Genomic DNA, 22,755 nt, shown 5'->3' with positions numbered 1-22,755 from the left:
CGTAAACAATAGGGGTTGTATATTGGGAACTGAATCAATAAAATTTCCCGCTTAATTTTTTAAATGCACCAATCATGTTATCGACCAGACAAATCAGGGCCAAATTCATTGAGTTTTTTGAACGGCATCAACACCAGGCTGTGAAAAGCAGCTCGTTGATTCCGGGCAATGATCCGACTTTGTTGTTCGTCAACGCCGGTATGGTGCAGTTTAAAGACGTGTTTCTGGGTGCCGAGAAACGGGCTTATACCCGGGCGGCATCGTCCCAACGTTGTGTGCGTGCCGGCGGCAAGCACAACGACTTAGACCAGGTGGGATACACCGCCAGACATCACACTTTCTTCGAAATGCTGGGTAATTTCAGCTTTGGTGATTATTTCAAGCGCGAAGCGATTCAGTTTGCCTGGGATTTTTTGACTGAAGAACTGGGCTTGCCGGTGGAAAAATTGTGGGTCACGGTGTTTGAAGAAGACGATGAGGCCGCCGCCATTTGGGAACATGAAATCGGTTTTCCGGCTGACAAGATTTCCCGCATCGGCGCCAAAGACAATTTCTGGCAAATGGGTGACACCGGTCCATGTGGGCCCTGTACCGAGATTTTTTATGACCACGGTGAAGCCATTGCTGGCGGCCCGCCGGGGACGCCAGAAGAAGACGGTGACCGCTTCATTGAAATCTGGAACCTGGTGTTCATGCAATTTGATCGGCAAGCCGATGGTACCCTGGAACCATTGCCCAGTCCGTGTGTGGATACCGGCATGGGACTGGAGCGCATCGCCTCCATCATGCAGGGCAAACACAACAATTACGACATCGATCTGTTTCAACACCTGATCCAACGCGCTGCCGCATTAACTGGCGCCAGCGATTTGGCCAACCCCTCACTCAAAGTGATTGCCGACCACATCCGCACCTGTGCGTTTTTGATTGCCGATGGCGTGTTGCCTTCCAATGAGGGCCGCGGTTATGTGCTCCGGCGCATCATCAGGCGGGCGGCCAGACATGGGCACAAATTGGGTGCCCAAGGCTTGTTTTTCCACCACATGGTCCAACCCTTGATCGAGGTCATGGGTGAGGATTACCCTGAGTTGGTGTCCGAACAAGCAGCCATTGAAGGGGCTTTGCAAAAAGAAGAAGTGAAGTTCTCCGATACCTTGGATGTGGGCATGCAAGAATACCGCAAAGCCACCGCCCAATTGCCTGCAGGGCAAGCGGTGCCAGGTGAGGTGGCCTTCAAGCTGTATGACACGTTTGGCTTTCCTCTGGATCTGACCCAAGATGTGGCCAGAGAAGATGGCCGGGTGGTGGATGAAGTGGCATTTGCCACTTGCATGCAGGCACAGAAAGCGCAGTCCAAATCGAACAAACAATTCTCTCAAGTCAATCAAATTTCTGCCGATGTGATCAAGGCACTGACGCCGACCGAATTCACCGGCTATGACCAACAGCAAGGCAGCGCTCAAGTGATCATGCTGTTGCAAGACAACAAGCCCGTGGACCAACTGCAGGTGGGCGACCAAGGTGTGGTGGTGTTGGACCAAACCCCATTTTATGCCGAGTCTGGAGGCCAAGTGGGTGATGTCGGCAGCATCAAGGGATCCGGTTTCACCGCCCAAGTGACCGACACACAAAAAGCCGCTGGCCAATTTCATTTGCATCAAGTGACGGTGCAGTCAGGCACCCTGTCCCAGGCAGCCACGGTGCAAACCGAGATCGATGGGGCTCACCGCCAACAGGTGATTCGCAATCATTCTGCCACCCATTTATTGCACAAAGTTTTGCGTGATGTGTTGGGCACCCATGTGCAACAAAAAGGTTCGCTGGTCAATGCCGAAAAATTGCGCTTTGACTTTTCGCATGACCAACCCATTCCATTGGCACAATTGCAGGCCATAGAAGCCGAAGTGAACCGCGCCATCAGACAAAATTTTCACGCCAAAGATGTTGAAATGTCGTACGATCAAGCCATTGATTATGGTGCCATGGCTTTGTTCGGTGAAAAGTACGGCGATCAAGTCAGGGTCATGGATTTTGGTGGTTTTTCGGTTGAATTGTGTGGTGGTACCCACGTCAACCGCACCGGTGACATTGGCCTGTTTAAAATCACTTACGAAGCGGCTGTGGCTTCCGGGATTCGCCGCATTGAGGCGGTGACCGGTGACGCGGCTTTGGCGATGATGCAAAACCAAGAATCGCAACTGAAACAATTGAGCCATACTTTCAATGTGAAAGCCGACCAGGTGTTCACCGCGGTGGAAACTTTGGTTAACCAACACAAACAGTTGGAAAAAGAGTTGAGTGACTTGCACAAAGCCCAGGCCAGTGAGTCTGTGGGCGACCTGCAACAACAGGTTGAAAGCATCAATGGCATCCATGTCTTGAGTCAGGTGCTGGAAAATTCAGATCTGGAGGTCATGCGAGACGCCATCGACGGTTTCAAGAGCCAATTTGAATTTGGCTTGGTGGTGCTGGCCAATGTGACCGGACCCAAAGTGCAGGTGTTGGTCGGTGTGACCAAGGCCCTGACCAAACAACTGAAAGCCGGTGATGTGATCAAGCACGTGCTGGAACAAATTGGAGGACGCGGCGGCGGAAGACCCGATTTTGCCCAAGGTGGCGGTGAGGCTTCAAACGACGAAATCAAGCATGCCATCGCGCAGACCCTGTCTGAGATGGCTGGCAATATATCAAATTAGCGCTTCATTTTTTGACCGAAGTATAGTCTAATTTGTTTAATAAGATGGGTATAGAAATACCTGTCTGTACAGTTCTGCCCGAGGGACTGTGAGACAACATAAGGAGAATTTAAATGTTAATTTTAACAAGAAGAGTGGGTGAAACCTTGATGATTGGTGATGATGTGACCGTGACAGTATTGGGCATCAAAGGCAATCAAGTGCGGATAGGGATCAATGCACCGAAAGAGATTGCCGTGCATCGCGAAGAAATTTATGAACGCATCAAGAATGAGCAATCAACCAGTAATGATGGCAATGATGGCAATGATGGCAATGCCAACCAACCAGAAATTGACGACGACAACGTAGGCAATCAATAAATCCCACATTTTAAAGTTGCAATCTTGTTGTATTGAATTAAAATACACGCCCTCTGATTGGCATGATTCAGCATCATCATGTCGCCCCTTCAGGTCCTGAAATCGGTTCCATCAAAAGTAGGTCAGGGGGGTGCCATACCCAAGCAGATCAACATACTGGAATTCCAGTCAAGATGGAACCTTGGAACAAAGCCAAGTAAAATATCTTTGAACAAATGAATTCGGAGGGTTGGCCGAGCGGCTGACAAAAATGACGGGATCATTTTTGCCCCGCGAAGCGGACCCTTTAGGGTGAAGGGCAGGAAGCCCGGAACAAGGCGCCTCCCATTGGGAGCGCCACTTGAATCTGGTGAACAAGTCTAGTAAATGCCAGAAAATGAATTCGGAGAGTTGGCCGAGCGGCTGACAAAAATGACGGGATCATTTTTGCCCCGCGAAGCGGACCCTTTAGGGTGAAGGGCAGGAAGCCCGGAACAAGGCGCCTCCCATTGGGAGCGCCACTTGAATCTGGTGAACAAGTCTAGTAAATGCCAGAAAATGAATTCGGAGAGTTGGCCGAGCGGCTGAAGGCGCTCCCCTGCTAAGGGAGTATGGGTTAAAAGCTCATCGAGGGTTCGACTAAATTTGTCGGGAACAAATTTGATCGCCGTAGGCGACCCGAAGGGCAAAACACCGGACGTGTTTTGTAAATCCCGAACTCGTTCCATCGCAGATGGAATCTTGTGTTTGCAACAAGTAAAATACCGCAATTGAAGAATTTGGAGAGTTGGCCGAGCGGCTGAAGGCGCTCCCCTGCTAAGGGAGTATGGGTTAAAAGCTCATCGAGGGTTCGACTAAATTTGTCGGGAACAAATTTGATCGCCGTAGGCGACCCGAAGGGCAAAACACCGGACGTGTTTTGTAAATCCCGAACTCGTTCCATCGCAGATGGAATCTTGTGTTTGCAACAAGTAAAATACCGCAATTGAAGAATTTGGAGAGTTGGCCGAGCGGCTGAAGGCGCTCCCCTGCTAAGGGAGTATGGGTTAAAAGCTCATCGAGGGTTCGAATCCCTCACTCTCCGCCATATTTATTTAAGCCCATAAAGCGGGCTGAAATAAATATCACGGAGCACGAAGGTTGAGAAGCCGAGGTTCGAAAAAAACGCTTGGAGCATTTTTTATCGCCGGAGGCGCCGCACAGCGGTGAAAACAGGAGGTTTTCAATCATCCCGAACGTTCCGCCATATTTCAAGCGCTGAATCAGGCTTGTAAAAATTAGCGATGATTAGTTGTTGACTTGCATCAAAAAAAACAAGATAATTCGCTACCCTTGAGCGCCCGTAGCTCAGTTGGATCAGAGTACCTGGCTACGAACCAGGTGGTCGGAGGTTCGAATCCTTCCGGGCGCGCCATTTTTTGAGGTTGGGATGATGGATTTTATATTCCAATCGTTCATTGAAATATGAACAAGAAACCTCACTTTATCATTGAACTTGGTGGTTTTAGGTATTAAAATTCGCCAGCTTGATGAAATGAGTGAATTAATCGGGGTATAGCGCAGCCTGGTAGCGCAACTGCTTTGGGAGCAGTGGGTCGGGAGTTCGAATCTCTCTACCCCGACCACATTTATGATAAAAACCGCAATGCGCCCGTAGCTCAACTGGATAGAGCATCGGCCTTCTAAGCCGAGGGTTGCAGGTTCGAGTCCTGCCGGGCGCGCCAGGCGGGACATCTGTTATGGTGGCCGTAGTTCAGTTGGTAGAGCGCCAGATTGTGATTCTGGTTGTCGTGGGTTCGAGCCCCATCGGCCACCCCATATTCATTCCTCATATCATTTATATTTATTAGCGAACATACGCGAGAGTGGCGGAATTGGTAGACGCGCTGGTTTTAGGTACCAGTATCTTTATGATGTGAGAGTTCGAGTCTCTCCTTTCGCACCAAAAAATTATCGATTTACACGTGGAGTTATGATGCAAATCTCAATAGATCAATCAGAAGGTTTAGAGCGCTTAGTCAATGTGGCTTTTGAACCCAATGACATTCAATCTAAAGTGGACGCCAAATTAGTTGAGCTGGGCAAAGAAGTGAGGTTGAAAGGCTTCAGACAAGGCCGGGTCCCGAAAAACATTTTGCAACAGAGATTTGGTCAGCACGCCAGACAAGAAGTGCTGGGTCAACTGATGCAAGACTCCATTGAAAAAGCCATTGAAGACAATGAGTTGGAAATCATCGCGGCACCTGAAGTGGTGAAAGCTGATGACACCGACAACGGTGGTTTTGAGTTCCAAGCCAAGGTTGAATTGATGCCTCAGGTGCCGGCCATTGAGTACGGTAAACTGAAAGTCGAGAAAATGGTGGCTGAAGTCACCGACAAAGACATTGATGGCATGATCAAGAACTTGCAAAAGCAAAAGCAAGATTGGAAAGAAAGCAAAGGCAAGATTGCCAACAAAGATTTGGTGACCATTGAATACAGCGCCAAAGGCAAGGGCTTCAGTTACCCTGAAAAAGGCACCGAAAAAATGGGTGTGCTGTTGGGTGAAAGCCGCATTCCCGATGAGCTGAAAGACGCCATCGTTGGTTTGAAAGTGAAAGAAGCGGGTGAATTGGAATTGACCTTTCCCAAAGAATTCAATGTCCAAGAATTGGCCGGAAAGAAAGCCAAGTTCAGTTTTGAAGTGACGGATGTGCGCAAAGCCAAGCTGCCAAATATTGATGAAGAGTTTGTCAAATCATTTGGGGTCGAAAGCGGCCAAGAAGAAGACTTCCGCAACGACATCAAGAAAAACTTGGATCGTGAATTGACGCAAGCCGTGAACATCAGTTTCAAGAATCAGGCCTTGCAAGCTTTGCGCAAAGCCGCCAAAGACACCTTGTTGCCAGAGTCCATGATCACCCGTGAAAGCCAACACATGGCCCAACAAGAACAACAGCGGGCCAAACAAATGGGCCAAGAAAACGCCCCATTGCGTGAAGCCACTGAATTTGTTGATGCCGCCAAAGACCGCATTTTGAACACCTTGATCATTCAAGACGTGGCCAAACAGCAAGACATCAAAACCGATTTCGCCAAGGTGCGTGAACAAATCAATGAAATCGCACAAACCTTTGAACAGCCGCAAGAGGTGATTCAAATGTATTACCAAAACCAAGAATTGATGGCCAGCATCGAGCAAAGTGTGATCGAAACGCAAGTGATGGAGTGGATTGAGTCACAGGTTGAAATCAAAGAGAAAAAAATGTCATTTGATGACGTCATGAAACCAACGGCATAAACCGATGAAGCACATTGAAGAAGCGATGAATTTAGTCCCGATGGTGATCGAAAGAACCGCTCGTGGTGAGCGTTCTTTTGACATCTACTCCCGTCTGCTGAAAGAGCGCATCATATTCATGGTGGGCCCGGTCGAAGACCACATGGCCAACTTGGTGGTGGCGCAATTGTTGTTTTTGGAAGCCGACAACCCAGACAAGGACATCAGTTTGTACATCAACAGCCCGGGTGGGGTGATCACCGCTGGCATGTCGATTTATGACACCATGCAGTTCATCAAACCGGATGTCAGCACCATGTGTATTGGTCAAGCCGCTTCGATGGGGGCTTTCCTGCTGAATGCCGGGGCCGAAGGCAAACGCTTTGCATTGCCCAATTCGCGGGTCATGATTCACCAACCTTCTGGTGGTTTCCAAGGCCAGGCTTCAGACATCGATATTCAGGCCAAAGAAATCCTGAAAATCAAGAAGCGCATGAATGAGTTGATGGCAAAACACTCGGGTCAATCGGTGGAAAAGATCCAAAAAGACACCAACCGAGATCATTTCCTCAGTGCCGATGAAGCCAAAGCATACGGGCTGATTGATCAGGTCGTGGCATCGCGCTGATCCAGCCAACCCAGTTTCAGAAAAACCACAACCCACGGTTGTGGTTTTTTGGGTTAAGGGTCTTGGCAAACGGGTGGCAAGGGCCGCCAAAGCAGGATTTCCAACCGGGTTAAACTTTCTGTCAACTGGCCTCCTGTGGCCCTTGAATCTCGCTTTTCAACCCGCATATTACCGACAATTAATGCAGGATTTAGCCGCTTCACTGTATCCACAAGCGACCAATTTTTGTATCATACCTATATTACAACCGAATTAAATCAGATCCATGAGTGAAAATAAAGGTTTAGAAGAAGTCAAACACTGCAGCTTTTGTGGCAAAAGCCAACAAGAAGTGACCAAATTAATCGCTGGTCCCAGTGTGTTCATTTGCGATGAGTGTGTTGACTTGTGTAATGAAATCATTCGCGATGAAATGGAAGACACCTTGGCCGAAAGCCTGGAGGATCTGCCCACCCCAAAACGCATTCACGAACTGTTGAATGAATACGTCATTGGCCAGGACACGGCCAAAAAAGTACTGGCGGTGGCGGTGTACAACCATTACAAAAGAATTCGATCCAATCACGCCGATGCCGAAGAGGTGGAGTTGTCCAAGTCCAACATTTTGTTGGTGGGCCCGACCGGTTCAGGCAAGACCTTGTTGGCCGAAACCTTGGCCCGCATTCTGAATGTGCCGTTTACCATCGCCGATGCCACCACCTTAACCGAAGCCGGTTATGTGGGTGAAGACGTGGAAAACATCATTCAGAAACTGCTGCAAAATTGTGACTACGATGTTGACAAAGCCGAATCGGGCATCATTTACATCGATGAAATCGACAAAGTGTCACGCAAGTCCGAAAACCCCTCCATCACCCGTGATGTGTCTGGGGAAGGGGTGCAACAGGCCTTGTTGAAACTGATTGAAGGCACGGTGGCTTCGATTCCACCACAAGGTGGTCGGAAACACCCACAACAAGAGTTTTTGCAGGTGAACACCCGCAACATCTTGTTCATTTGTGGCGGTGCTTTCTCTGGATTGGAAAAAATCATCCAAGAACGCTCGGTGAAAACCGGCATTGGTTTTTTCGCCGAGGTGTCATCCCCGTTGGAGAACGAGGCTGAACTGGCCATCTTCAAAGGATTGGAGTCGGATGATTTGGTGAAATATGGTTTGATCCCTGAGTTTGTGGGTCGTTTGCCGGTCTCAGCCACTTTAGAACGGTTGGACGAAAGTGCTTTGGTCAGAATCCTTAAAGAGCCCAAGAATGCCATCTCCAAGCAGTTCATGCGATTGTTCGACATGGAAAATGTGGAATTGGAAATTCGTGAAGACGCTTATGAAGCCATCGCCAAATTGGCTTTGGCCAGAAAAACCGGTGCCCGAGGCTTGAGAACCATCATGGAATCGGCCTTGTTGGACATCATGTATGAATTGCCGGATCAAGAAAACATCGAAAAAGTGGTGATTGATCGAGCGGTGATTGAAGACGGTAACAAACCCTACTTGGTTTACGGCAAGATTCCCAACCAAAAGTCTGAGTAAACCAGGTCACAACCGAGACAAAATAAAACATGCAAAACCCACAACACAAATCTTCGGTCTTACCCTTACGGGATGTGGTGATCTTTCCCGGCATGGTGGTGCCCCTGTTCGTTGGACGTGAGAAATCCGTGCTGGCGTTGGAAAACGCCATGAAAAACAACGCCCCAGTGGTGTTGGTGGCACAGAAACAATCCGAGGTCGATGACCCCCATGCCGATGACGTGTATGCGGTCGGCACCCTGTCGTCCATTTTGCAGATGGTGAAATTACAAGACGGCACACACAAAGTGCTGATTGAAGGCAAAGTGCGGGTCAAAATCAATGACTTGGAAGACGATGGCTATTTCAAAGCCCATTACACCGAATTGAAAAACCACGGTGATTTGGAAGACAATGAATCATTGGCCCTGAAGCGCGCCTTGCGTGAGCGGTTCAAAGATTATGTCAAAAAACACAAAAAAATTCCCAAAGAAATCATCAACAACATCACCAACATCGATGATTTGTCAAAGCTCACCGACACCGTTTCAGCCCACTTGGTGATCAAACACCAAGAAAAGCAAAAGCTCCTTGAAATGCTCGATGTGTCTGAGCGCTTGGAACACATCCTGGCGATGATTGAGGCCGAGTTGGAACTGATTGTGATGGAAAAGAAAATCAGGGGCCGGGTCAAAGGACAAATTGAAAAGAACCAACGGGAATACTACCTGAATGAGCAAATCAAGGCGATCAAGAAAGAATTGACCGACATCGACGAGTCGAATTCTGAATATGCCGACCTTGAGAAAAAAATCAGTGTGACCAAGCTGACAGAAACAGCCCGTGAAAAAGTCGAGTCTGAATTCAAGAAATTGCAGATGATGTCACCCATGTCGGCTGAAGCCACGGTGGTACGCAATTATCTGGACACCATCCTGGCCTTGCCATGGCAGCAGCGCAGTGACCTGAAACTGGACCTGGCTTATGCCAAAAAGGTGTTGGATGAAGATCATTACGGTTTGGACGAAATCAAAGAACGCATCCTGGAATATTTGGCGGTGCAACAAAGAACGCCCAAAATGAAAGGGGCGATCATGTGTTTGGTCGGACCACCGGGGGTGGGTAAAACCTCACTGGGTAAGTCGATTGCCAAAGCCACCAACCGCAAATTCAGCCGCTTTTCGTTGGGCGGTGTGTCCGATGAATCCGAAATCCGCGGTCACCGCCGCACCTACATCGGCTCCATGCCGGGCCGGGTGATTCAAAACATCACCAAAGCAAAAAAATGCAATCCAGTGATGATCCTGGATGAGCTGGACAAGATGTCCCGAGATTTTCGTGGTGATCCGGCTGCGGCCTTGTTGGAAGTGTTGGATCCAGAACAGAACAGTGCCTTCACCGACCATTATCTGGAAGTGGATTTTGACTTGTCTGAGGTGATGTTCATCGCCACCGCCAATTCATTGAACATTCCGGCACCGTTGCGTGACCGCATGGAAATCATCCGCATCCCCGGTTACACCGAAGAAGAGAAGATTGAAATCGCGGTGCGTTATTTGTTGCCCAAGCAGCTCAAAGCCCACGGCTTGAAGAAAGCCGAAGTGAAGCTGTCCAAAGCGGCGATCAAAGACATCGTCAGGTATTACACCCGTGAATCCGGTGTGCGTGGTTTGGAGCGAGAGATTGCGAAAATTTCCCGCAAAGCGGTGAAGCAGTTGTTGACCGATCCCGAGCAACAAGCGATCAGTGTGTCGGTGAAAAACCTGACCGACTACCTGGGCGTGCACAAAGTCAGTTTTGGCGTGGCTGAAAAAGCCAATGAGGTGGGCATTGTCACCGGTTTGGCCTGGACCGAAGTGGGTGGTGATTTGCTGCAAATTGAAGCCGCGGTTTACCCCGGCACCGGCAAGCTGAATCTGACCGGACACTTGGGTAATGTGATGAAAGAATCGATCCAAGCGGCACTGTCCGTGGTGAAGTCCAGAGCGGCCCTGTTTGGGGTGCCTGCAGACCTGTTCACCAAAAACGACATCCATGTGCATGTGCCTGAGGGTGCCACGCCCAAAGACGGCCCCAGTGCCGGTATCGGCATGTGCACGGCATTGGTTTCGGCCTTGAGTGGCAACCCGGTCAAATCCGCGGTGGCCATGACCGGTGAAATCACCTTGCGTGGTCGCGTGTTGGCCATTGGTGGTTTGAAAGAAAAACTGCTGGCGGCCCTGCGCGGTGGGGTGAAAACGGTGATCATTCCCCAAGAGAATGAAAAGAATTTGGCGGAATTACCCGAGCAAATCACCCAAAAGCTGGAAATCATCCCGGTCAAATGGATTGATGAGGTGCTGACATTGGCCTTGTCTCAGCGCATTAAGCACATTTCAGCGGATGAAACCAACGACAAAGACGAGGTTGGACTGATTAAGAAAAGTGAAAATGTGGGCAAAGAGAAAAGTCATTAATAATGAATGATTAAAGTGCTTTTCTTAATGTATATTTTTTTGAATATTTAAGGCCAAATCCGTCACAATTCATGAATTAAATCTTGCTTCTCAAATCAAGCTATGCTTAGGATTGAGCGAGATTTTCATGCGAAAGAAAATAATAAAAATATATTAGCAAAAGGGCTGCAAACTGTTATAAAATGCGCCTTTCTTGACGTTGACGTCAACACTTAAAATAACGAGACGAAGGAGTTACACAATGAAAAAACAAGATTTTATCAAAGCCGTTGCTGACAGTGCGAATGTATCACAATCAACTGCAGCTGACTGTTTTGATGCTGTGGTCGATACCATTACTTCTGCTTTGCAAAAAGGTGAAAAACTGACTTTTGTTGGTTTCGGAACTTTTGCTGTTAAAGAGCGTGCTGCCAGACAAGGTCGTAACCCAAGAACTGGTGCCACCATCGAAATTGCTGCTGCCAAAATTCCATCATTTAAAGCTGGTAAAGCGCTGAAAGACGCAGTAAACTAACGCCCCTGAATCGGGTGCTTAGCTCAGCTGGGAGAGCATCGCCCTTACAAGGCGAGGGTCGGGGGTTCGATCCCCTCAGCACCCACCAGATTCGGAGCGGTAGTTCAGTTGGTTAGAATACCGGCCTGTCACGCCGGGGGTCGCGGGTTCGAGTCCCGTCCGCTCCGCCATACCAAAGAAGGGTGTCATTCAGACACCCTTTTTTTTTATCAACCATGCAGTGAATTGAAATATGTTAACTTGGATAAGAAAAAAATCGACGGGTCTGTTCATGACCATCGTGATGATTCTGCTGATTGCGGCTTTTGCCTTGTGGGGCGTGGGTGATTATTTCACCCAGTCCAGCAATGACCAATTGGCCACAGTCAATGGCGAAACCATCACTTACACGGAGTTCAATCGTCAGTTTGCCACCCAACGGCAAAACATGATCGCTCAATATGGACAGGGCATGGATCCGAGTGTGTTTGACTCGCCGATGATGCGACGGCAATACCTGGAACAAATGATTGATCGGGAGTTGATCAAACAAATTGCCCAAGGCAATGGTTACACGGTGACAGCGGCTGACCTGAAAAGAACCATTGAAGAAGCCCCTGCATTCAAAGATGAAAACGGTCAATTTGACAAAACTTTGTACGCCGCTTTCCTCAGCCAAACCAACCAATCTGCACAATTGTTGCAAATGAAATTGGCCGATGACCAAGCCAGTGCCGCTTTGAATGAATTGTTCACCACCACCGCCTTCATCACCCCGTTTGAATCGCGCAAAATGGCCCATTTGAACAAACAAACCCGTGATTTTGAATACGTCACGGTATCGCCGGCTGATTTCATGGCGCAAGTCACGGTGTCTGAAGAAGAATTGCAGGCCCATTATGATGAGAATTCGGCCCAATACATGACCGAAGAACAAGTGGCGGTCAACTACATCGAAATCAAAGCCGAGGATTTGGCCGGTGAAATTGTTGTGACCGATGCCGAAGCCTTGTCTTATTTTGAAGACAACAAAGCACAATACACCACCCCAGAACAGCGCCTGACTTCACACATCCTGGTGAACAAAGACGGCAGCGAAGAAGAGGTCTTGCAAGAATTGCAAGACAAATTGGCGGCCGGTGAAGACTTCGCGGAATTGGCCAAAACCTATTCACAAGATCCGGGTTCGGCCGAACAAGGCGGTGACTTGGGTTGGGTGCTGCCTGGAGACATGGTCGAAGCCTTCAACGATGCCTTGTTCGCCATGGAAGCCGGTACCGTCAGTGAACCCGTAGAAACCCAATTCGGCTGGCACTTGATCCAGTTGAACGAGGTTCGTGCAGAAGCCGAACCGGTGTTCGAAGCGGTGCAAGCCGACATTGTGCAGGCTTTACAGGCGAGTCAATCTGAAACTGTGTTCTTGGAAAAAGTGACCGAAGTGTCTGAAGCGGCCTTGGACGCCTTCAGCGGTTTGGACCAAGTGGCGATCAACACCGGTTTTGAATTGAAAACTTCAGAGTTGTTTTCGCGCAATGGTGGAGCCGATGCCGTCACTGCCAATGTTGAATTTGTCAAAGCGGCCTTCTCGCCCAATGTCAAAGAGCAGTTGAACAATTCCGACGCCATCTATCTGAGTGACACCCATGTGGCATTCATTCACATCAATGAAATCAAAGATCCTGAAGTGCGGCCTTTGGCAGAGGTGAAAGGCTCCATCGAAGCCCAACTGAAGAGCGACAAAGCCGAATCGGCGGCCGACGAGATGGCCAACACCTTGGTCGAGCTGTTTGAAGCGGGCGAGCAAACCTTGGCTGAAGTGGCCGCTGATTATGAGAAAACCGCCCAGAACGCCGAAGCCGTGGCCCGAGTGGGTTCCAGCTTGCCATTCAATTTGGTGAAAAATGTGTTTGAACTGGGTCGTCCCGCAGCCGGTGAGCGCCAAGCCCATGTGTTGTCCGGCAATGGCAACGACAAAGTCGTGGTCAACCTGATCGCGGTCAATGACGTGGAGCTGGACGCAGTGGAAGATTTGGCGGCCGAGAGTGTGCAGCTGAACCGCAACATCAGAAACAATGAACAGCAGTTGTTGTTACAAGCTTTGCGTGAAGCCGGCTCAGTGACCATCAACGAAGACCTGTTGAATCAGGCATCTCCGTTCTGATCCTTGATCCACAATGAACAAAAAAAGGAGCCATCGGCTCCTTTTTTTGTGGTTGCATGTCAGCAGTCATTGCTTCAGTTTCTGTTTGAAGCGTTCATACAAGGCCTGTTGTCGACCGTCCAGGACAATCTCGCGACCATCGATGTAAGCGGCTGCGATGCGGTTGCTGCGCATGTCCAAGGCATCGCCTTGGCTGATGAAAAAAGTGGCGCTCTTGCCAACCTCCAGAGATCCATATTGGCCATCGATGCCCAGGATTTTGGCCGGGTTTAAGGTGATCATTTGTAAGGCATCGGTCGCTGAATTGCCATAAGCCACGGTGGTGCCTGCAGTGAATGACAAATTGCGTGAACTCATCGATCCAGGATAACTCAGGGCCGTGAGGATACCGGCTTTTTGCAATTTCGCTGGTAGGGCATAAGCGGCATCGATGGAACTGTCACTTTGGTGTGGCAGGGTGTGTACCGCCGTCAGAATCACACTGACTCCCGATTGGGCAATGAATGACAGCACCTGTTCGGCCGCTTGGTTGGTCACCAACACCGGTTGGTCGATGCCCAGAGACTGAAAATACTGGATGCTTTCAATGATGGCTTTGGGTGAGTTGCTGTGGATGTAGACCGTCTTGTCACCGGAAAAAACCGGCTTGACCGCATTCAGTTTCATGTTGGTTTGGCTTTGATCCACGCGCGCCTCTTCAAACAGTTGTTTGATCTGGCTGATTTTCTCGGCGTACTTTTTGTCCTCTTGCAACTGCATCGAAAAAGTGCTCCAATCAAACCGTTTGGCCCATTCGGCCGGCCAGTTGACATGCAAACCATTGTCGGCTGCCACCACCGCATCTTCCCAGTTCCAGGCATCCAGTTGCACCACCGAAGAGGTGCCGCTGACCAAGCCGCCAGAAGGGGTGGTCTGGGCCAATAAGATGCCGTTGTAGCGCATGGCAGGGATGCGCTCTGAATCGGTGTTGTAAGCGATCAGGCTGCGCACATTGGGGTTCAATTGACCGGTCTCATTGAAGTCCAAAGTGGCTTTGAAGGAATCGACTTCGGTCAGCCCCAAATTGGTGGCGGTGAGGATGAAGCCCGGATAAATGTGCTGACCTTGCAAATCAATTTCATCGCCGGTGTAAGCGATTTTGTAGTATCCGGCGCGGGTGATTTTACCATCGGCGATGGCAAACTGGGCATTTTCCAACACTTGGCCATTGCCCACGTGGATGTTGGCGTTGATGAACACCTGCTCAGCCGGTGGGGCGTCGTTGGGTGCCGGTGGCAGGGCGCTGGCTGGCCCCATGATGAACAACAGTGTGGTTAAGAACAGGCTTTTCATTGGGCAGCTCCGTGGTACAGTTCGTGGTCAGTGGCGTGATCACCGGTGATGGTGTCACAGTGCAACAATTGGGGTGGTGCCGAGCGGCGTTTGGATTTTTTGCCTTTGCTGTTTTGGCTGGCTTCGATCAAACGGCTCTTTTCTTCGGCAATTTGCGCTTCCAGGGCCGCTTGTTGGCTGCGGTCGTAGTAAATGACCCCATCGACCATGGTTTTCTCTGCGCGGGCATAAATCGACAAGGGGTGATCAGACCACAACACCATGTCGGCGTCTTTGCCGACTTCGATGCTGCCCATGCGGTCATCCAGGTGCAGCAATTTGGCTGGATTCAAGGTCACCAATTTCCAGGCGTCTTGTTCCGACAAGTCACCATATTTCACCGACTTGGCGGCTTCTTGGTTCAAACGCCGAGACATTTCACCCGAGTCCGAATTGATCGCAGTGACCACCCCGGCATTGTGCATCAGGGCGGCGTTGTAAGGGATGGCGTAGTTGACTTCCCATTTATAGGCCCACCAATCGGAGAAAGTGGAGCCGCCGACCCCGTGTTGTTGCATTTTGTCGGCCACTTTGTAGCCTTCTAAAATGTGGGTGAAGGTGTTGATGTTGAAGCCAAAGTCGTCGGCCACATGCATCAGCATGTTGATTTCGGATTGCACATAGGAATGACAAGACACGAACAGCTCTTGGTTGATCACTTCCAAAGTGGCTTCCAAGGCCAAATCCCGCCGTGGCGGGGTGGCGTTTTGTTTGGCCCGGCGGCTCAAAGCGTGGTAATCAGCCCAGGCCTGTTCATAGGCTTTGGCTTGGGTGAAGGCGTCGCGGTAAACCTGTTCCACCCCCATGCGGGTCAGGGGATAGCGAATGGATTGGGCATTGCGTGAACGCTTGACGTTTTCTCCCAAGGCAAATTTAATGAATCCATCGGCCCCTTCGATCAACATGTCTTCTGGGCGGTCGACCCCCCAACGCATTTTGATCAAAGCCGATTGGCCACCGATGGGGTTGGCCGAACCATGCAACAATTGGGCGGCGGTGACACCGCCAGCCAAGTTCCGGTAGATGTTGACGTCATGTGGGTTGAGGGCATCGGCCATGCGCACCATGGAGGAGTTCACCGCAATGTCATTCACCGCCAACAAGGCAATGTGTGCGTGTTCGTCAATGATGCCGCTGGTCAGGTGCATGTCAGAGCCATCCACCACCAAAGCGTCTTTGGGTGCGGACAGGTTTTGGCCGATGGCTTTGATTTGGCCGCCTTGGACCCACACATCGGTGTTGGCCAAGATGCCATCATCTGCATTGGTCCACACGGTGGCATTTTGAACCAGGATGTCATCCGCGGTGCTGGCAGTGGCCAGGCCGTAGGCCGTGAAGGGTTGTGGGATTTGTGGCAACTCTGCATCGTTGCTGTCGCTCTCATCGCTGTCATCGCTGGCCGGCAGGTCTCCCTGACGCTGTAAAGTCCATTCCTGTGGAGCTATGGCAACCAGCTGGCGGTTGTTGATGACCCCGAACAACTCATGGTCGGAGTCGTCTTGGCTGATGGTCAGGGTCACGAACTGACCGGTTTGTTTGACTTTGATTTTGACTTCACTGTCTTCATCGGCCAGGGTCAATTTGAGTTTGCCTTTGTCGTCGTGCAGGTGGATGCCCATCGATTGGTCATCATGGGACAGTTGGTAGGCGCCAGGCAACAGGCTGGGCAAGCCGTTGACCGGGTGGTTGTGACCGGCCACCCAAGTTTCTGCCACGTAAGTTTCTGCCTCCAGCAAGGGCCCGGATGTGACCACAAAGTTGGCCCAATGGCCGCTGGCGAGGGTACCCAAATCAGATTGGCCCAAAATGGCCGCGGGGACGGTGGTCAAAGCGCGCAATGCGGTGGCTTCATCCAGCCCATGTCGGTGGGCATTGCGCAAGTCCTTGAGGAAATTGCCCAAGCCTTTTTTACCGGGATCAGGCAACAACGCAAAGGTGATGCCGGCTTGTTGCAGCAGCGCGGGGTTGTGCGGCGCCACTTCCCAGGCTTTCAAATCTTGATAAGAGACATTCCAGGCATCCAACTCATCGCTGATCGCCGGTGCATCCGGTATGCTCAGTGGCACAATCAAGGTTTGTCCACTGGCTTGGATGGCATCGAGGTTGCGGTATGAATCGGCGGCGGTGCGGACCACAAATTGGGTGTTGAATTCGTCGCCAATTTTATCGGCCAGCAGGGTTTCTTGCCAGTTACTGACGGTGATGATCTTGGGCAAGGCGCGGTTGGCATTGATGGCGGCCAAGTCCAGGTCGGTCATTTGCTGTTGTTGGGCATACCATTCGGCATCCAGCCAGGTTTGGCGGATCAACGCCACTTCACCCATCAGCGACACCGGAAAGTCCTGTTTCGAAGACCCTTTGTCAAAAGCAAAATGCTGGGCTGCTTGGGTGGCCACCAGATTCAGTTCCTCAGCCTGATCGGCCAGGTTCACCAGCACCGAGGTGCCACGCATGATGCCGTCTTTGCGGTGCGACAATGCGGTGGTGAAGCCGGCTTCACGCAATTCTTTGCTGGCTTTGTCATCGTGCACGTAATGGGCCGCGGCATTCCATGAGGCTTTGATCGCTTCATTGCTGTTGTAAGCCCCTTCGGTGGTGCTGTTGATGGTCTCGGCTTTGTTCCATGAGAACGGCGGCCTGGCATCGGGTTCTGGTAAACCAACACTGCTGTCCAGGTGAATGAACCCGGGGTAGATGTGCATGCCGGTGTAATCCTTGATCAAGGCGTCAGCGGGTGTTTGGTTGTTGCGGTTGATCCCGACAATGCGACCATTGCGCAGCAGCAATGTGCCTTGGGTAATGGTTTCATCGGGATTGAGGTGGATGGTGGCGTCGGTCAAAGCAATCAGGGTGTCGCGTTGATCGAGGTTGCCATTGATGGTTTCGGTGGGCACCTGCGCGGTCAGCGCCCAAGGGCTGCTGGCCAGCACAGCCCAGGCTGTGAGTTTGAGTTTTGTGGTCATTATTGTCCTAGTTTGAGCAGTCGAGTTAACAGTTTAGAAGTGGTCACCGGGTCACGGAACAACCAGGCGGCATGCAAGGCGCGGTTGATTTCCGAGCCAATGATGTTGTGGACCTTTTCACCATTGATGTAAACGGCGGTGCCAGAATCGGGTGAAAAGTAGAATTGCCAATGGTCAAACCGATTGGCCGCAGGTAGCTTATTCAACAGTCGGTCAATGATCACGCGGTTGAATTTGATGGATTCGGGGTCTTTGAGCTGATTTTCCAGCAGCTCTTTGAAATGCGCTGTGACTTGTTCTTGGGTGGTGACTGGCGCCAACCATTCCAGGTCAAATTGGATGTCTTGCACCCCATTTCTGATGTCGTCGATGTCATGCACCCCTTTGGGTGCGCGCAGGTTGATGCGGTAGGGGGTTTTGTAGCCCCAACTGATTTCGGACTCACCCACTTTAACCCACTGTTCGGGGTGGGTGTTGATGCCAGTCAGGCCAATGATCAGCAGCATGATGAGTTTCATGCATTCATTATAGCCCAAGCCAGGCAGCGCGTGCAGGACTTGTGCGGCAGATCACAAGGAAAAATCAATCCCGCGAAGGCCAGAGGCCGCGAGCAACATGTCGAGCGCGATGGTAAGAAGCAACAAAAAGAGGAAAGTGGTGGCTATACCGGGACTTGAACCTGGGACCCCAGCATTATGAATGCTGTGCTCTAACCAACTGAGCTATATAGCCACGAGAGCGCGAATTTTCTATGTAATTGACCGTTTTGTCAAGTGCTACAAATAAAAAATGACGCAAATTCCACTTCCCTCGAGTATTTGGACTTATCCGTTGTGTGAAGGCTGGGTTTGGGTCTTGTATAAGAGCACATAAATCAGCGGTGCAATGGATCCGGTGAGACCGGTGGCCAAGATCCAGGGCCATGGCTTGCGGCCTGCTTGGCGGGCATCGTGCCACTACCACAGCAGAAACAAGCCCAGGGCGATGACCAAATCGGCCAACACCTGCATGCCGGCATAGCTGCTCAACTGGAAGGTGAACAAACCAACATAACCGTGCTGCCAAACGGCCACCGCCGTCAAGCCCAAAAACAACAACAAAACCATAACCGTGATGAAACGAAACATGCGCGTTCTCCAATCTGTGAAAAGGTGGTTGTATGTTGCCAGGTATGATTAAATGACGCCATTACCTCAGAGGTCATGTGCCATGAACACCCAAACCTTGCAGCATGCATCCAGTGACGTCGGTTCACAATTGAAATTTTGGCGCCAACAAAAAAACAAAAGCCAATTGGAGTTGGCCTTGGATGTGGGCATTTCGACACGCCACCTGAGCTTTGTGGAAAATGGCAAATCACAACCCTCCAGAGAGATGGTGCTGTATCTGGGTCAAGCCCTACAGCTGCCTTATCGGCAACAAAACAGCCTGTTGGTGGCCGCCGGCTACGCGCCCCAATTCAAAGAACAAAACCTCGACAGCGATGCCTTGCAGGTGGTCAAGCAATCTTTGCAGCAATTGTTGCAGAACCACAACCCGATGCCCGCCTTGGTGCTCAACAGCCGCTACGATGTATTGCTGCACAATGCCGGCTATGAGGCCATGATGGGTCACTTATTGGGCCCGGATGTGCTGACCCGTTTTCCCAACGCTTTGCAGCTGTTTTTTGCCGCCGATGGCCTCAGGCCCCATGTGCACAACTGGTCGGTAGTGGCGCCGCTGTTGTTCGCCCGGGTGCGGGAAGAAGCCATCAGCAGCCAGGATCCCTGGCTGTTGGATTGGGTCAGTCAGATGGACACAGATGAGCTCACCGCCGATTGGACTGGGGTGTGGGATTATGGCCTGCCGATGTTGACTTTGGAGTTGGCTGTGGGCGACCAAGTGGGGCGCTTTTTCACCACCATCGCCACCATTGGCACGCCATTGGATTTGACCACCCAGGAAATCCGCCTGGAAATGTTGTACCCGGCCGATGTCGCCACCGCCGCCTTATTCACTGCCCACGCCGACTGATTATCCAGCCGAGCTCATGGGGTTTAAGCTTTCAAGGTTTCGGTGGTGTTGTGGAAACGGATGTCCGGGTGGCGTTCCTGGGCCAGTTGTAAGTTGACCATCGAAGGGGCCAAATAAACCAGGTGGCCATGGGCGTCTTCGGCCAGGTTGGCTTCGTTTTTGTTCCTGAATTGTTGCATCTTTTTGTCGTCATCGGCATCCACCCAATACGCGGTGCGGGTGTCGACGTTCTCGAAGATGGCTTCGACGTTGTACTCGCGTTTCAAGCGGTAGGCCACCACCTCGAATTGCAGCACCCCGACCGCGCCCAGAATCAGCTCATTGCTCAGCAACGGCCGGAAAAACTGCGTCGCGCCTTCTTCGGACAGTTGGGCCAGGCCTTTTTGCAGGGCTTTCAGTTTCAAAGGGTCTTTTAAGCGGGCCCGGCGAAACAGTTCGGGGGCAAAACTGGGGATGCCGGTGAATTGCAGCACTTCGTTTTCACTGAATGAATCGCCGATGCTGATGGTGCCGTGGTTGTGGATGCCAATGATGTCGCCCGGGAACGCCTGGTCCACGGTGCCGCGCTCTTCGGCCATGAAGGTCAAGGCATTGGGGATCTTGATGTCTTTTTCGGTGCGGCTGTTTTTCAGTTTCATGCCCTGGGTGAACACCCCGGAACAAATGCGCATGAAGGCCACTCGGTCGCGGTGGTTGGGGTCCATGTTGGCTTGGATTTTGAACACAAAGCCGGTGCACTTGGGCTCACTGGGTTCCACCACGCGGTCGGTGGTGGCCCGGGGTTGTGGGGCCGGGGCGTTTTCCACAAACGAGTCGAGCAGGGGCTGTACGCCAAAATTGTTGATCGCCGAGCCAAAAAACACCGGTGACATCTCGCCTTTGAGGTAGGCGTCCAAATCAAACTCATGCGAAGCCCCTTGCACCAATTCGATTTCTTCGCGGAATTCAGCCGCTGCCGTGCCCAGCGCAGCATCCAGCTCGGGCGAATCCAAACCTTTGATCACCTGGGCTTCTTGGGTTTCGTAGTTTTTCCCGGCTTCATACAACAGCACTTCGTCATTGAGGAAGTGGTACACGCCTTTGAGGCGTTTGCCCATGCCGATGGGCCAGGTGATGGGGGCGCATTGGATGTTCAAGACTTCTTCGACTTCATCCAACAGCTCAATCGGGTCCTTGCCTTCACGGTCCAATTTGTTGATGAAGGTGTAGATCGGGGTGGTGCGCAGGCGACACACTTCCATCAATTTGATGGTCCGTTCCTCAACCCCTTTGGCACAATCGATCACCATCAAGGCCGAATCCACCGCGGTCAGGGTGCGGTAGGTGTCTTCTGAAAAGTCGGCGTGGCCTGGGGTATCCAACAGGTTCATGATGCGACCTTTATAAGGAAACTGCATGATCGATGAGGTGATGGAGATGCCCCGTTCTTGTTCCATGGCCATCCAGTCAGAAGTGGCGTGGCGATCGGCTTTTCTGGATTTCACCGAACCGGCCACTTGAATGGCGCCACCAAACAACAGAATTTTCTCGGTGATGGTGGTTTTACCCGCATCGGGGTGAGAAATGATCGCAAAAGTCCTGCGATTCAAATAGGTGTTGGATTTGTTGCCAGCCATAAAAAATGCGCCCGTGAAAATTCAGGGGCGCATTTTAACAGAAAACCAGCAGCAGCAACATGTCAGCCGACGCCAGTGGATTTTTTTGTGTGTTTTTGGCCGCGATGGCATTGTTAACCAGGAAGTCACAGGAATGAGGCCATCATGAAACCACTGCAAATATTTGTCTTGATCGGATTGTGTATTGGCAGCCTGGCAGCCCAGGCAGAACTGCTGTGTGCGCGCAACACCGCTGAATTGCGGGCCGCACTGAGCACCGCAGAAGCCAACTTACAGGCCGATGAAATCCGCCTGGAAACTGGCTTGTATGAAACCAATGGCAGCCAATTCGATTACCTGGAAACCGACGGCATGGATTTAACCATTTCTGGTGGTTGGACCACCTTCAATGGCAGCCCTTGTGCCCGGCGACAATCCTTGAACGCCTTCATGACGGTGTTGGATGGTGAGATGGCATCGCGGGTGATGCGCATCACCCTGTCTCAAGACGCCAGTTTGTTTGTGGATGGGCTGTCATTCATTAATGGCTTGGATTTGAACGGGCGTGGAGCCGGTTTGAATGTGACCAAACTGAACAACCTCAACACCGGTGAAATGGTGTTTGACCGGGTTATATTTGTTAACAATGAAGCCCAATTCGGCGGTGCGCTGTCACTCAGTGGTGCGGCCCGGATCAATGTGATGAATGCGCTGGTGTATCAAAACCACGCCACGGTCACCGGTAATGTGGAAATCATCATGAATGACGCCGATGGCATCTATTTTCACAACAACACGGTGCTGCAAAACACCATGGATGGCACAGCCTGGAATCACACAGGCGGGGTGTTGCTCAGTGGTTCTGGCAGCACACAGATGCTGATTGCCAACAACGTTTTGCGCGATAATGACCAGTTTGACTTGCGCGCCACCGCCACCGCCCAGATTTATCGCTACAGCAACAATTTACAAAATGACAGCGGCTCAGTGCCCACCGAGTCCTTCAATGAGTTTGATTTGCCGCCCAGGTTTTTCATGAACACCGAAACCTTTGAGCCTGATTTGACCTCGCCACTGGTGGGTGCCGGCACCAACCCTTGTGGTCAAGTGTGTCCTTTCCCGACACCATTTAGAAATGATTGGTCCCACCCATCTCACGACATCAAAGGCCAACAGCGGGAACAAGGCAGCCGCATAGACATCGGTGCCGTGGAATCGGTCCACGAACCGGATTTGATTTTTTGGAATCGTTTGGAGTGACTGGCCACCTGCCGC

15 protein-coding genes and 9 tRNA genes are annotated in these 22,755 nt (G+C 51.1%); 18 read left to right on the top strand and 6 right to left on the bottom strand.

Annotated features, from left to right (window positions below; all coding sequences use genetic code 11):
- Positions 1 to 74: 74 nt before the first annotated feature.
- From alaS to K7G70_RS14885, 16 genes are all read left to right on the top strand, one after another.
- The gene (gene alaS, locus K7G70_RS14960) at positions 75 to 2,696 is read left to right on the top strand and encodes an alanine--tRNA ligase (RefSeq protein WP_223789455.1); all 2,622 of its coding nucleotides are present in this window, start codon (positions 75 to 77) and stop codon (positions 2,694 to 2,696) included.
- Between the two features lie 113 nt (positions 2,697 to 2,809).
- Positions 2,810 to 3,058 carry a carbon storage regulator CsrA gene (csrA, locus tag K7G70_RS14955; protein ID WP_223789454.1) on the top strand — a complete coding sequence of 83 codons (249 nt, stop codon included), beginning with the start codon at positions 2,810 to 2,812 and terminating at the stop codon, positions 3,056 to 3,058.
- Positions 3,059 to 4,033: 975 nt separating this feature from the next.
- Positions 4,034 to 4,124 (top strand) — tRNA-Ser (locus K7G70_RS14950).
- A 249-nt stretch (positions 4,125 to 4,373) separates the two neighbouring features.
- Positions 4,374 to 4,451 (top strand) — tRNA-Arg (locus K7G70_RS14945).
- Positions 4,452 to 4,585: 134 nt separating this feature from the next.
- Positions 4,586 to 4,662, top strand: a tRNA-Pro gene (locus K7G70_RS14940).
- A 22-nt stretch (positions 4,663 to 4,684) separates the two neighbouring features.
- Positions 4,685 to 4,761: transfer RNA gene (locus K7G70_RS14935), tRNA-Arg, on the top strand.
- A gap of 18 nt (positions 4,762 to 4,779) precedes the next feature.
- Positions 4,780 to 4,855 (top strand) — tRNA-His (locus K7G70_RS14930).
- 41 nt (positions 4,856 to 4,896) lie between these two features.
- Positions 4,897 to 4,982 (top strand) — tRNA-Leu (locus K7G70_RS14925).
- A 30-nt stretch (positions 4,983 to 5,012) separates the two neighbouring features.
- On the top strand, positions 5,013 to 6,317 hold the full coding sequence (tig, locus tag K7G70_RS14920) for a trigger factor (protein ID WP_223789453.1): 1,305 nt from the start codon (positions 5,013 to 5,015) through the stop codon (positions 6,315 to 6,317).
- Positions 6,318 to 6,321: 4 nt separating this feature from the next.
- Positions 6,322 to 6,924, top strand: a complete 603-nt coding sequence (gene clpP / locus K7G70_RS14915) for an ATP-dependent Clp endopeptidase proteolytic subunit ClpP (protein ID WP_305067299.1) — start codon at positions 6,322 to 6,324, stop codon at positions 6,922 to 6,924.
- Positions 6,925 to 7,189: 265 nt separating this feature from the next.
- The gene (clpX, locus tag K7G70_RS14910; RefSeq protein WP_223789452.1) at positions 7,190 to 8,449 is read left to right on the top strand and encodes an ATP-dependent Clp protease ATP-binding subunit ClpX; all 1,260 of its coding nucleotides are present in this window, start codon (positions 7,190 to 7,192) and stop codon (positions 8,447 to 8,449) included.
- Between the two features lie 29 nt (positions 8,450 to 8,478).
- The gene (lon, locus tag K7G70_RS14905) at positions 8,479 to 10,884 is read left to right on the top strand and encodes an endopeptidase La (RefSeq protein ID WP_223789451.1); all 2,406 of its coding nucleotides are present in this window, start codon (positions 8,479 to 8,481) and stop codon (positions 10,882 to 10,884) included.
- Positions 10,885 to 11,125: 241 nt separating this feature from the next.
- A complete protein-coding gene (locus K7G70_RS14900) occupies positions 11,126 to 11,398 on the top strand; it encodes an HU family DNA-binding protein (protein WP_223789450.1) in 273 nt (90 codons plus the stop codon).
- Positions 11,399 to 11,410: 12 nt separating this feature from the next.
- Positions 11,411 to 11,486: transfer RNA gene (locus K7G70_RS14895), tRNA-Val, on the top strand.
- A gap of 5 nt (positions 11,487 to 11,491) precedes the next feature.
- Positions 11,492 to 11,568, top strand: a tRNA-Asp gene (locus tag K7G70_RS14890).
- A gap of 62 nt (positions 11,569 to 11,630) precedes the next feature.
- A complete protein-coding gene (locus K7G70_RS14885) occupies positions 11,631 to 13,538 on the top strand; it encodes a SurA N-terminal domain-containing protein (RefSeq protein WP_223789449.1) in 1,908 nt (635 codons plus the stop codon).
- Between the two features lie 66 nt (positions 13,539 to 13,604).
- Here K7G70_RS14885 and K7G70_RS14880 read toward each other — a convergent pair whose 3' ends face one another.
- The 5 genes from K7G70_RS14880 to K7G70_RS14860 all read right to left on the bottom strand — a co-directional run bounded on the left by K7G70_RS14880 (position 13,605) and on the right by K7G70_RS14860 (position 18,999).
- Positions 13,605 to 14,870, bottom strand: a complete 1,266-nt coding sequence (locus K7G70_RS14880) for an amidohydrolase family protein (RefSeq protein WP_223789448.1) — start codon at positions 14,868 to 14,870, stop codon at positions 13,605 to 13,607.
- The gene (locus tag K7G70_RS14875) at positions 14,867 to 17,872 is read right to left on the bottom strand and encodes an amidohydrolase family protein (RefSeq protein ID WP_223789447.1); all 3,006 of its coding nucleotides are present in this window, start codon (positions 17,870 to 17,872) and stop codon (positions 14,867 to 14,869) included. Before K7G70_RS14875 ends, K7G70_RS14880 begins: the two co-directional genes overlap by 4 nt.
- Positions 17,872 to 18,390 carry a chalcone isomerase family protein gene (locus K7G70_RS14870; RefSeq protein ID WP_223789446.1) on the bottom strand — a complete coding sequence of 173 codons (519 nt, stop codon included), beginning with the start codon at positions 18,388 to 18,390 and terminating at the stop codon, positions 17,872 to 17,874. The genes K7G70_RS14875 and K7G70_RS14870 overlap by 1 nt, the downstream gene beginning before the upstream one ends.
- A gap of 137 nt (positions 18,391 to 18,527) precedes the next feature.
- Positions 18,528 to 18,604: transfer RNA gene (locus K7G70_RS14865), tRNA-Met, on the bottom strand.
- 224 nt (positions 18,605 to 18,828) lie between these two features.
- The gene (locus K7G70_RS14860) at positions 18,829 to 18,999 is read right to left on the bottom strand and encodes a hypothetical protein (protein ID WP_223789445.1); all 171 of its coding nucleotides are present in this window, start codon (positions 18,997 to 18,999) and stop codon (positions 18,829 to 18,831) included.
- An 82-nt stretch (positions 19,000 to 19,081) separates the two neighbouring features.
- Here K7G70_RS14860 and K7G70_RS14855 point away from each other — a divergent pair, with 82 nt between their 5' ends.
- Positions 19,082 to 19,885, top strand: a complete 804-nt coding sequence (locus K7G70_RS14855) for a helix-turn-helix transcriptional regulator (RefSeq protein ID WP_223789444.1) — start codon at positions 19,082 to 19,084, stop codon at positions 19,883 to 19,885.
- A 23-nt stretch (positions 19,886 to 19,908) separates the two neighbouring features.
- On the opposite strand, the gene K7G70_RS14850 is transcribed toward K7G70_RS14855, so the two are convergent.
- Positions 19,909 to 21,501, bottom strand: a complete 1,593-nt coding sequence (locus tag K7G70_RS14850) for a peptide chain release factor 3 (protein WP_223789443.1) — start codon at positions 21,499 to 21,501, stop codon at positions 19,909 to 19,911.
- Positions 21,502 to 21,645: 144 nt separating this feature from the next.
- On the opposite strand from K7G70_RS14850, the gene K7G70_RS14845 reads away from it, so the two are divergent.
- Positions 21,646 to 22,740, top strand: a complete 1,095-nt coding sequence (locus K7G70_RS14845; protein WP_223789442.1) for a choice-of-anchor Q domain-containing protein — start codon at positions 21,646 to 21,648, stop codon at positions 22,738 to 22,740.
- The last annotated feature ends 15 nt before the right edge of the window (positions 22,741 to 22,755 follow it).

The sequence above is a fragment of the Marinicella meishanensis genome (assembly GCF_019931145.1).
In the GTDB taxonomy this organism is placed as follows: domain Bacteria; phylum Pseudomonadota; class Gammaproteobacteria; order Xanthomonadales; family Marinicellaceae; genus Marinicella; species Marinicella meishanensis.
Note: the sequence above shows the minus strand (reverse complement) of the source record. Positions and strands in the feature narration are given on the sequence as shown.

Excerpts from the sequence above, each read along its gene's own strand:
- clpP (WP_305067299.1), top strand. The coding sequence starts at position 6,322 with ATGAAGCACATTGAAGAAGCGATGAATTTAGTCCCGATGGTGATCGAA.
- alaS (WP_223789455.1), top strand. The coding sequence starts at position 75 with ATGTTATCGACCAGACAAATCAGGGCCAAATTCATTGAGTTTTTTGAA.
- K7G70_RS14875 (WP_223789447.1), bottom strand. The coding sequence starts at position 17,872 with ATGACCACAAAACTCAAACTCACAGCCTGGGCTGTGCTGGCCAGCAGC.
- tig (WP_223789453.1), top strand. The coding sequence starts at position 5,013 with ATGCAAATCTCAATAGATCAATCAGAAGGTTTAGAGCGCTTAGTCAAT.
- lon (WP_223789451.1), top strand. The coding sequence starts at position 8,479 with ATGCAAAACCCACAACACAAATCTTCGGTCTTACCCTTACGGGATGTG.
- K7G70_RS14855 (WP_223789444.1), top strand. The coding sequence starts at position 19,082 with ATGAACACCCAAACCTTGCAGCATGCATCCAGTGACGTCGGTTCACAA.
- K7G70_RS14900 (WP_223789450.1), top strand. The coding sequence starts at position 11,126 with ATGAAAAAACAAGATTTTATCAAAGCCGTTGCTGACAGTGCGAATGTA.
- K7G70_RS14845 (WP_223789442.1), top strand. The coding sequence starts at position 21,646 with ATGAAACCACTGCAAATATTTGTCTTGATCGGATTGTGTATTGGCAGC.
- K7G70_RS14870 (WP_223789446.1), bottom strand. The coding sequence starts at position 18,390 with ATGAAACTCATCATGCTGCTGATCATTGGCCTGACTGGCATCAACACC.
- K7G70_RS14880 (WP_223789448.1), bottom strand. The coding sequence starts at position 14,870 with ATGAAAAGCCTGTTCTTAACCACACTGTTGTTCATCATGGGGCCAGCC.
- K7G70_RS14860 (WP_223789445.1), bottom strand. The coding sequence starts at position 18,999 with ATGTTTCGTTTCATCACGGTTATGGTTTTGTTGTTGTTTTTGGGCTTG.
- csrA (WP_223789454.1), top strand. The coding sequence starts at position 2,810 with ATGTTAATTTTAACAAGAAGAGTGGGTGAAACCTTGATGATTGGTGAT.
- K7G70_RS14885 (WP_223789449.1), top strand. The coding sequence starts at position 11,631 with ATGTTAACTTGGATAAGAAAAAAATCGACGGGTCTGTTCATGACCATC.
- K7G70_RS14850 (WP_223789443.1), bottom strand. The coding sequence starts at position 21,501 with ATGGCTGGCAACAAATCCAACACCTATTTGAATCGCAGGACTTTTGCG.
- clpX (WP_223789452.1), top strand. The coding sequence starts at position 7,190 with ATGAGTGAAAATAAAGGTTTAGAAGAAGTCAAACACTGCAGCTTTTGT.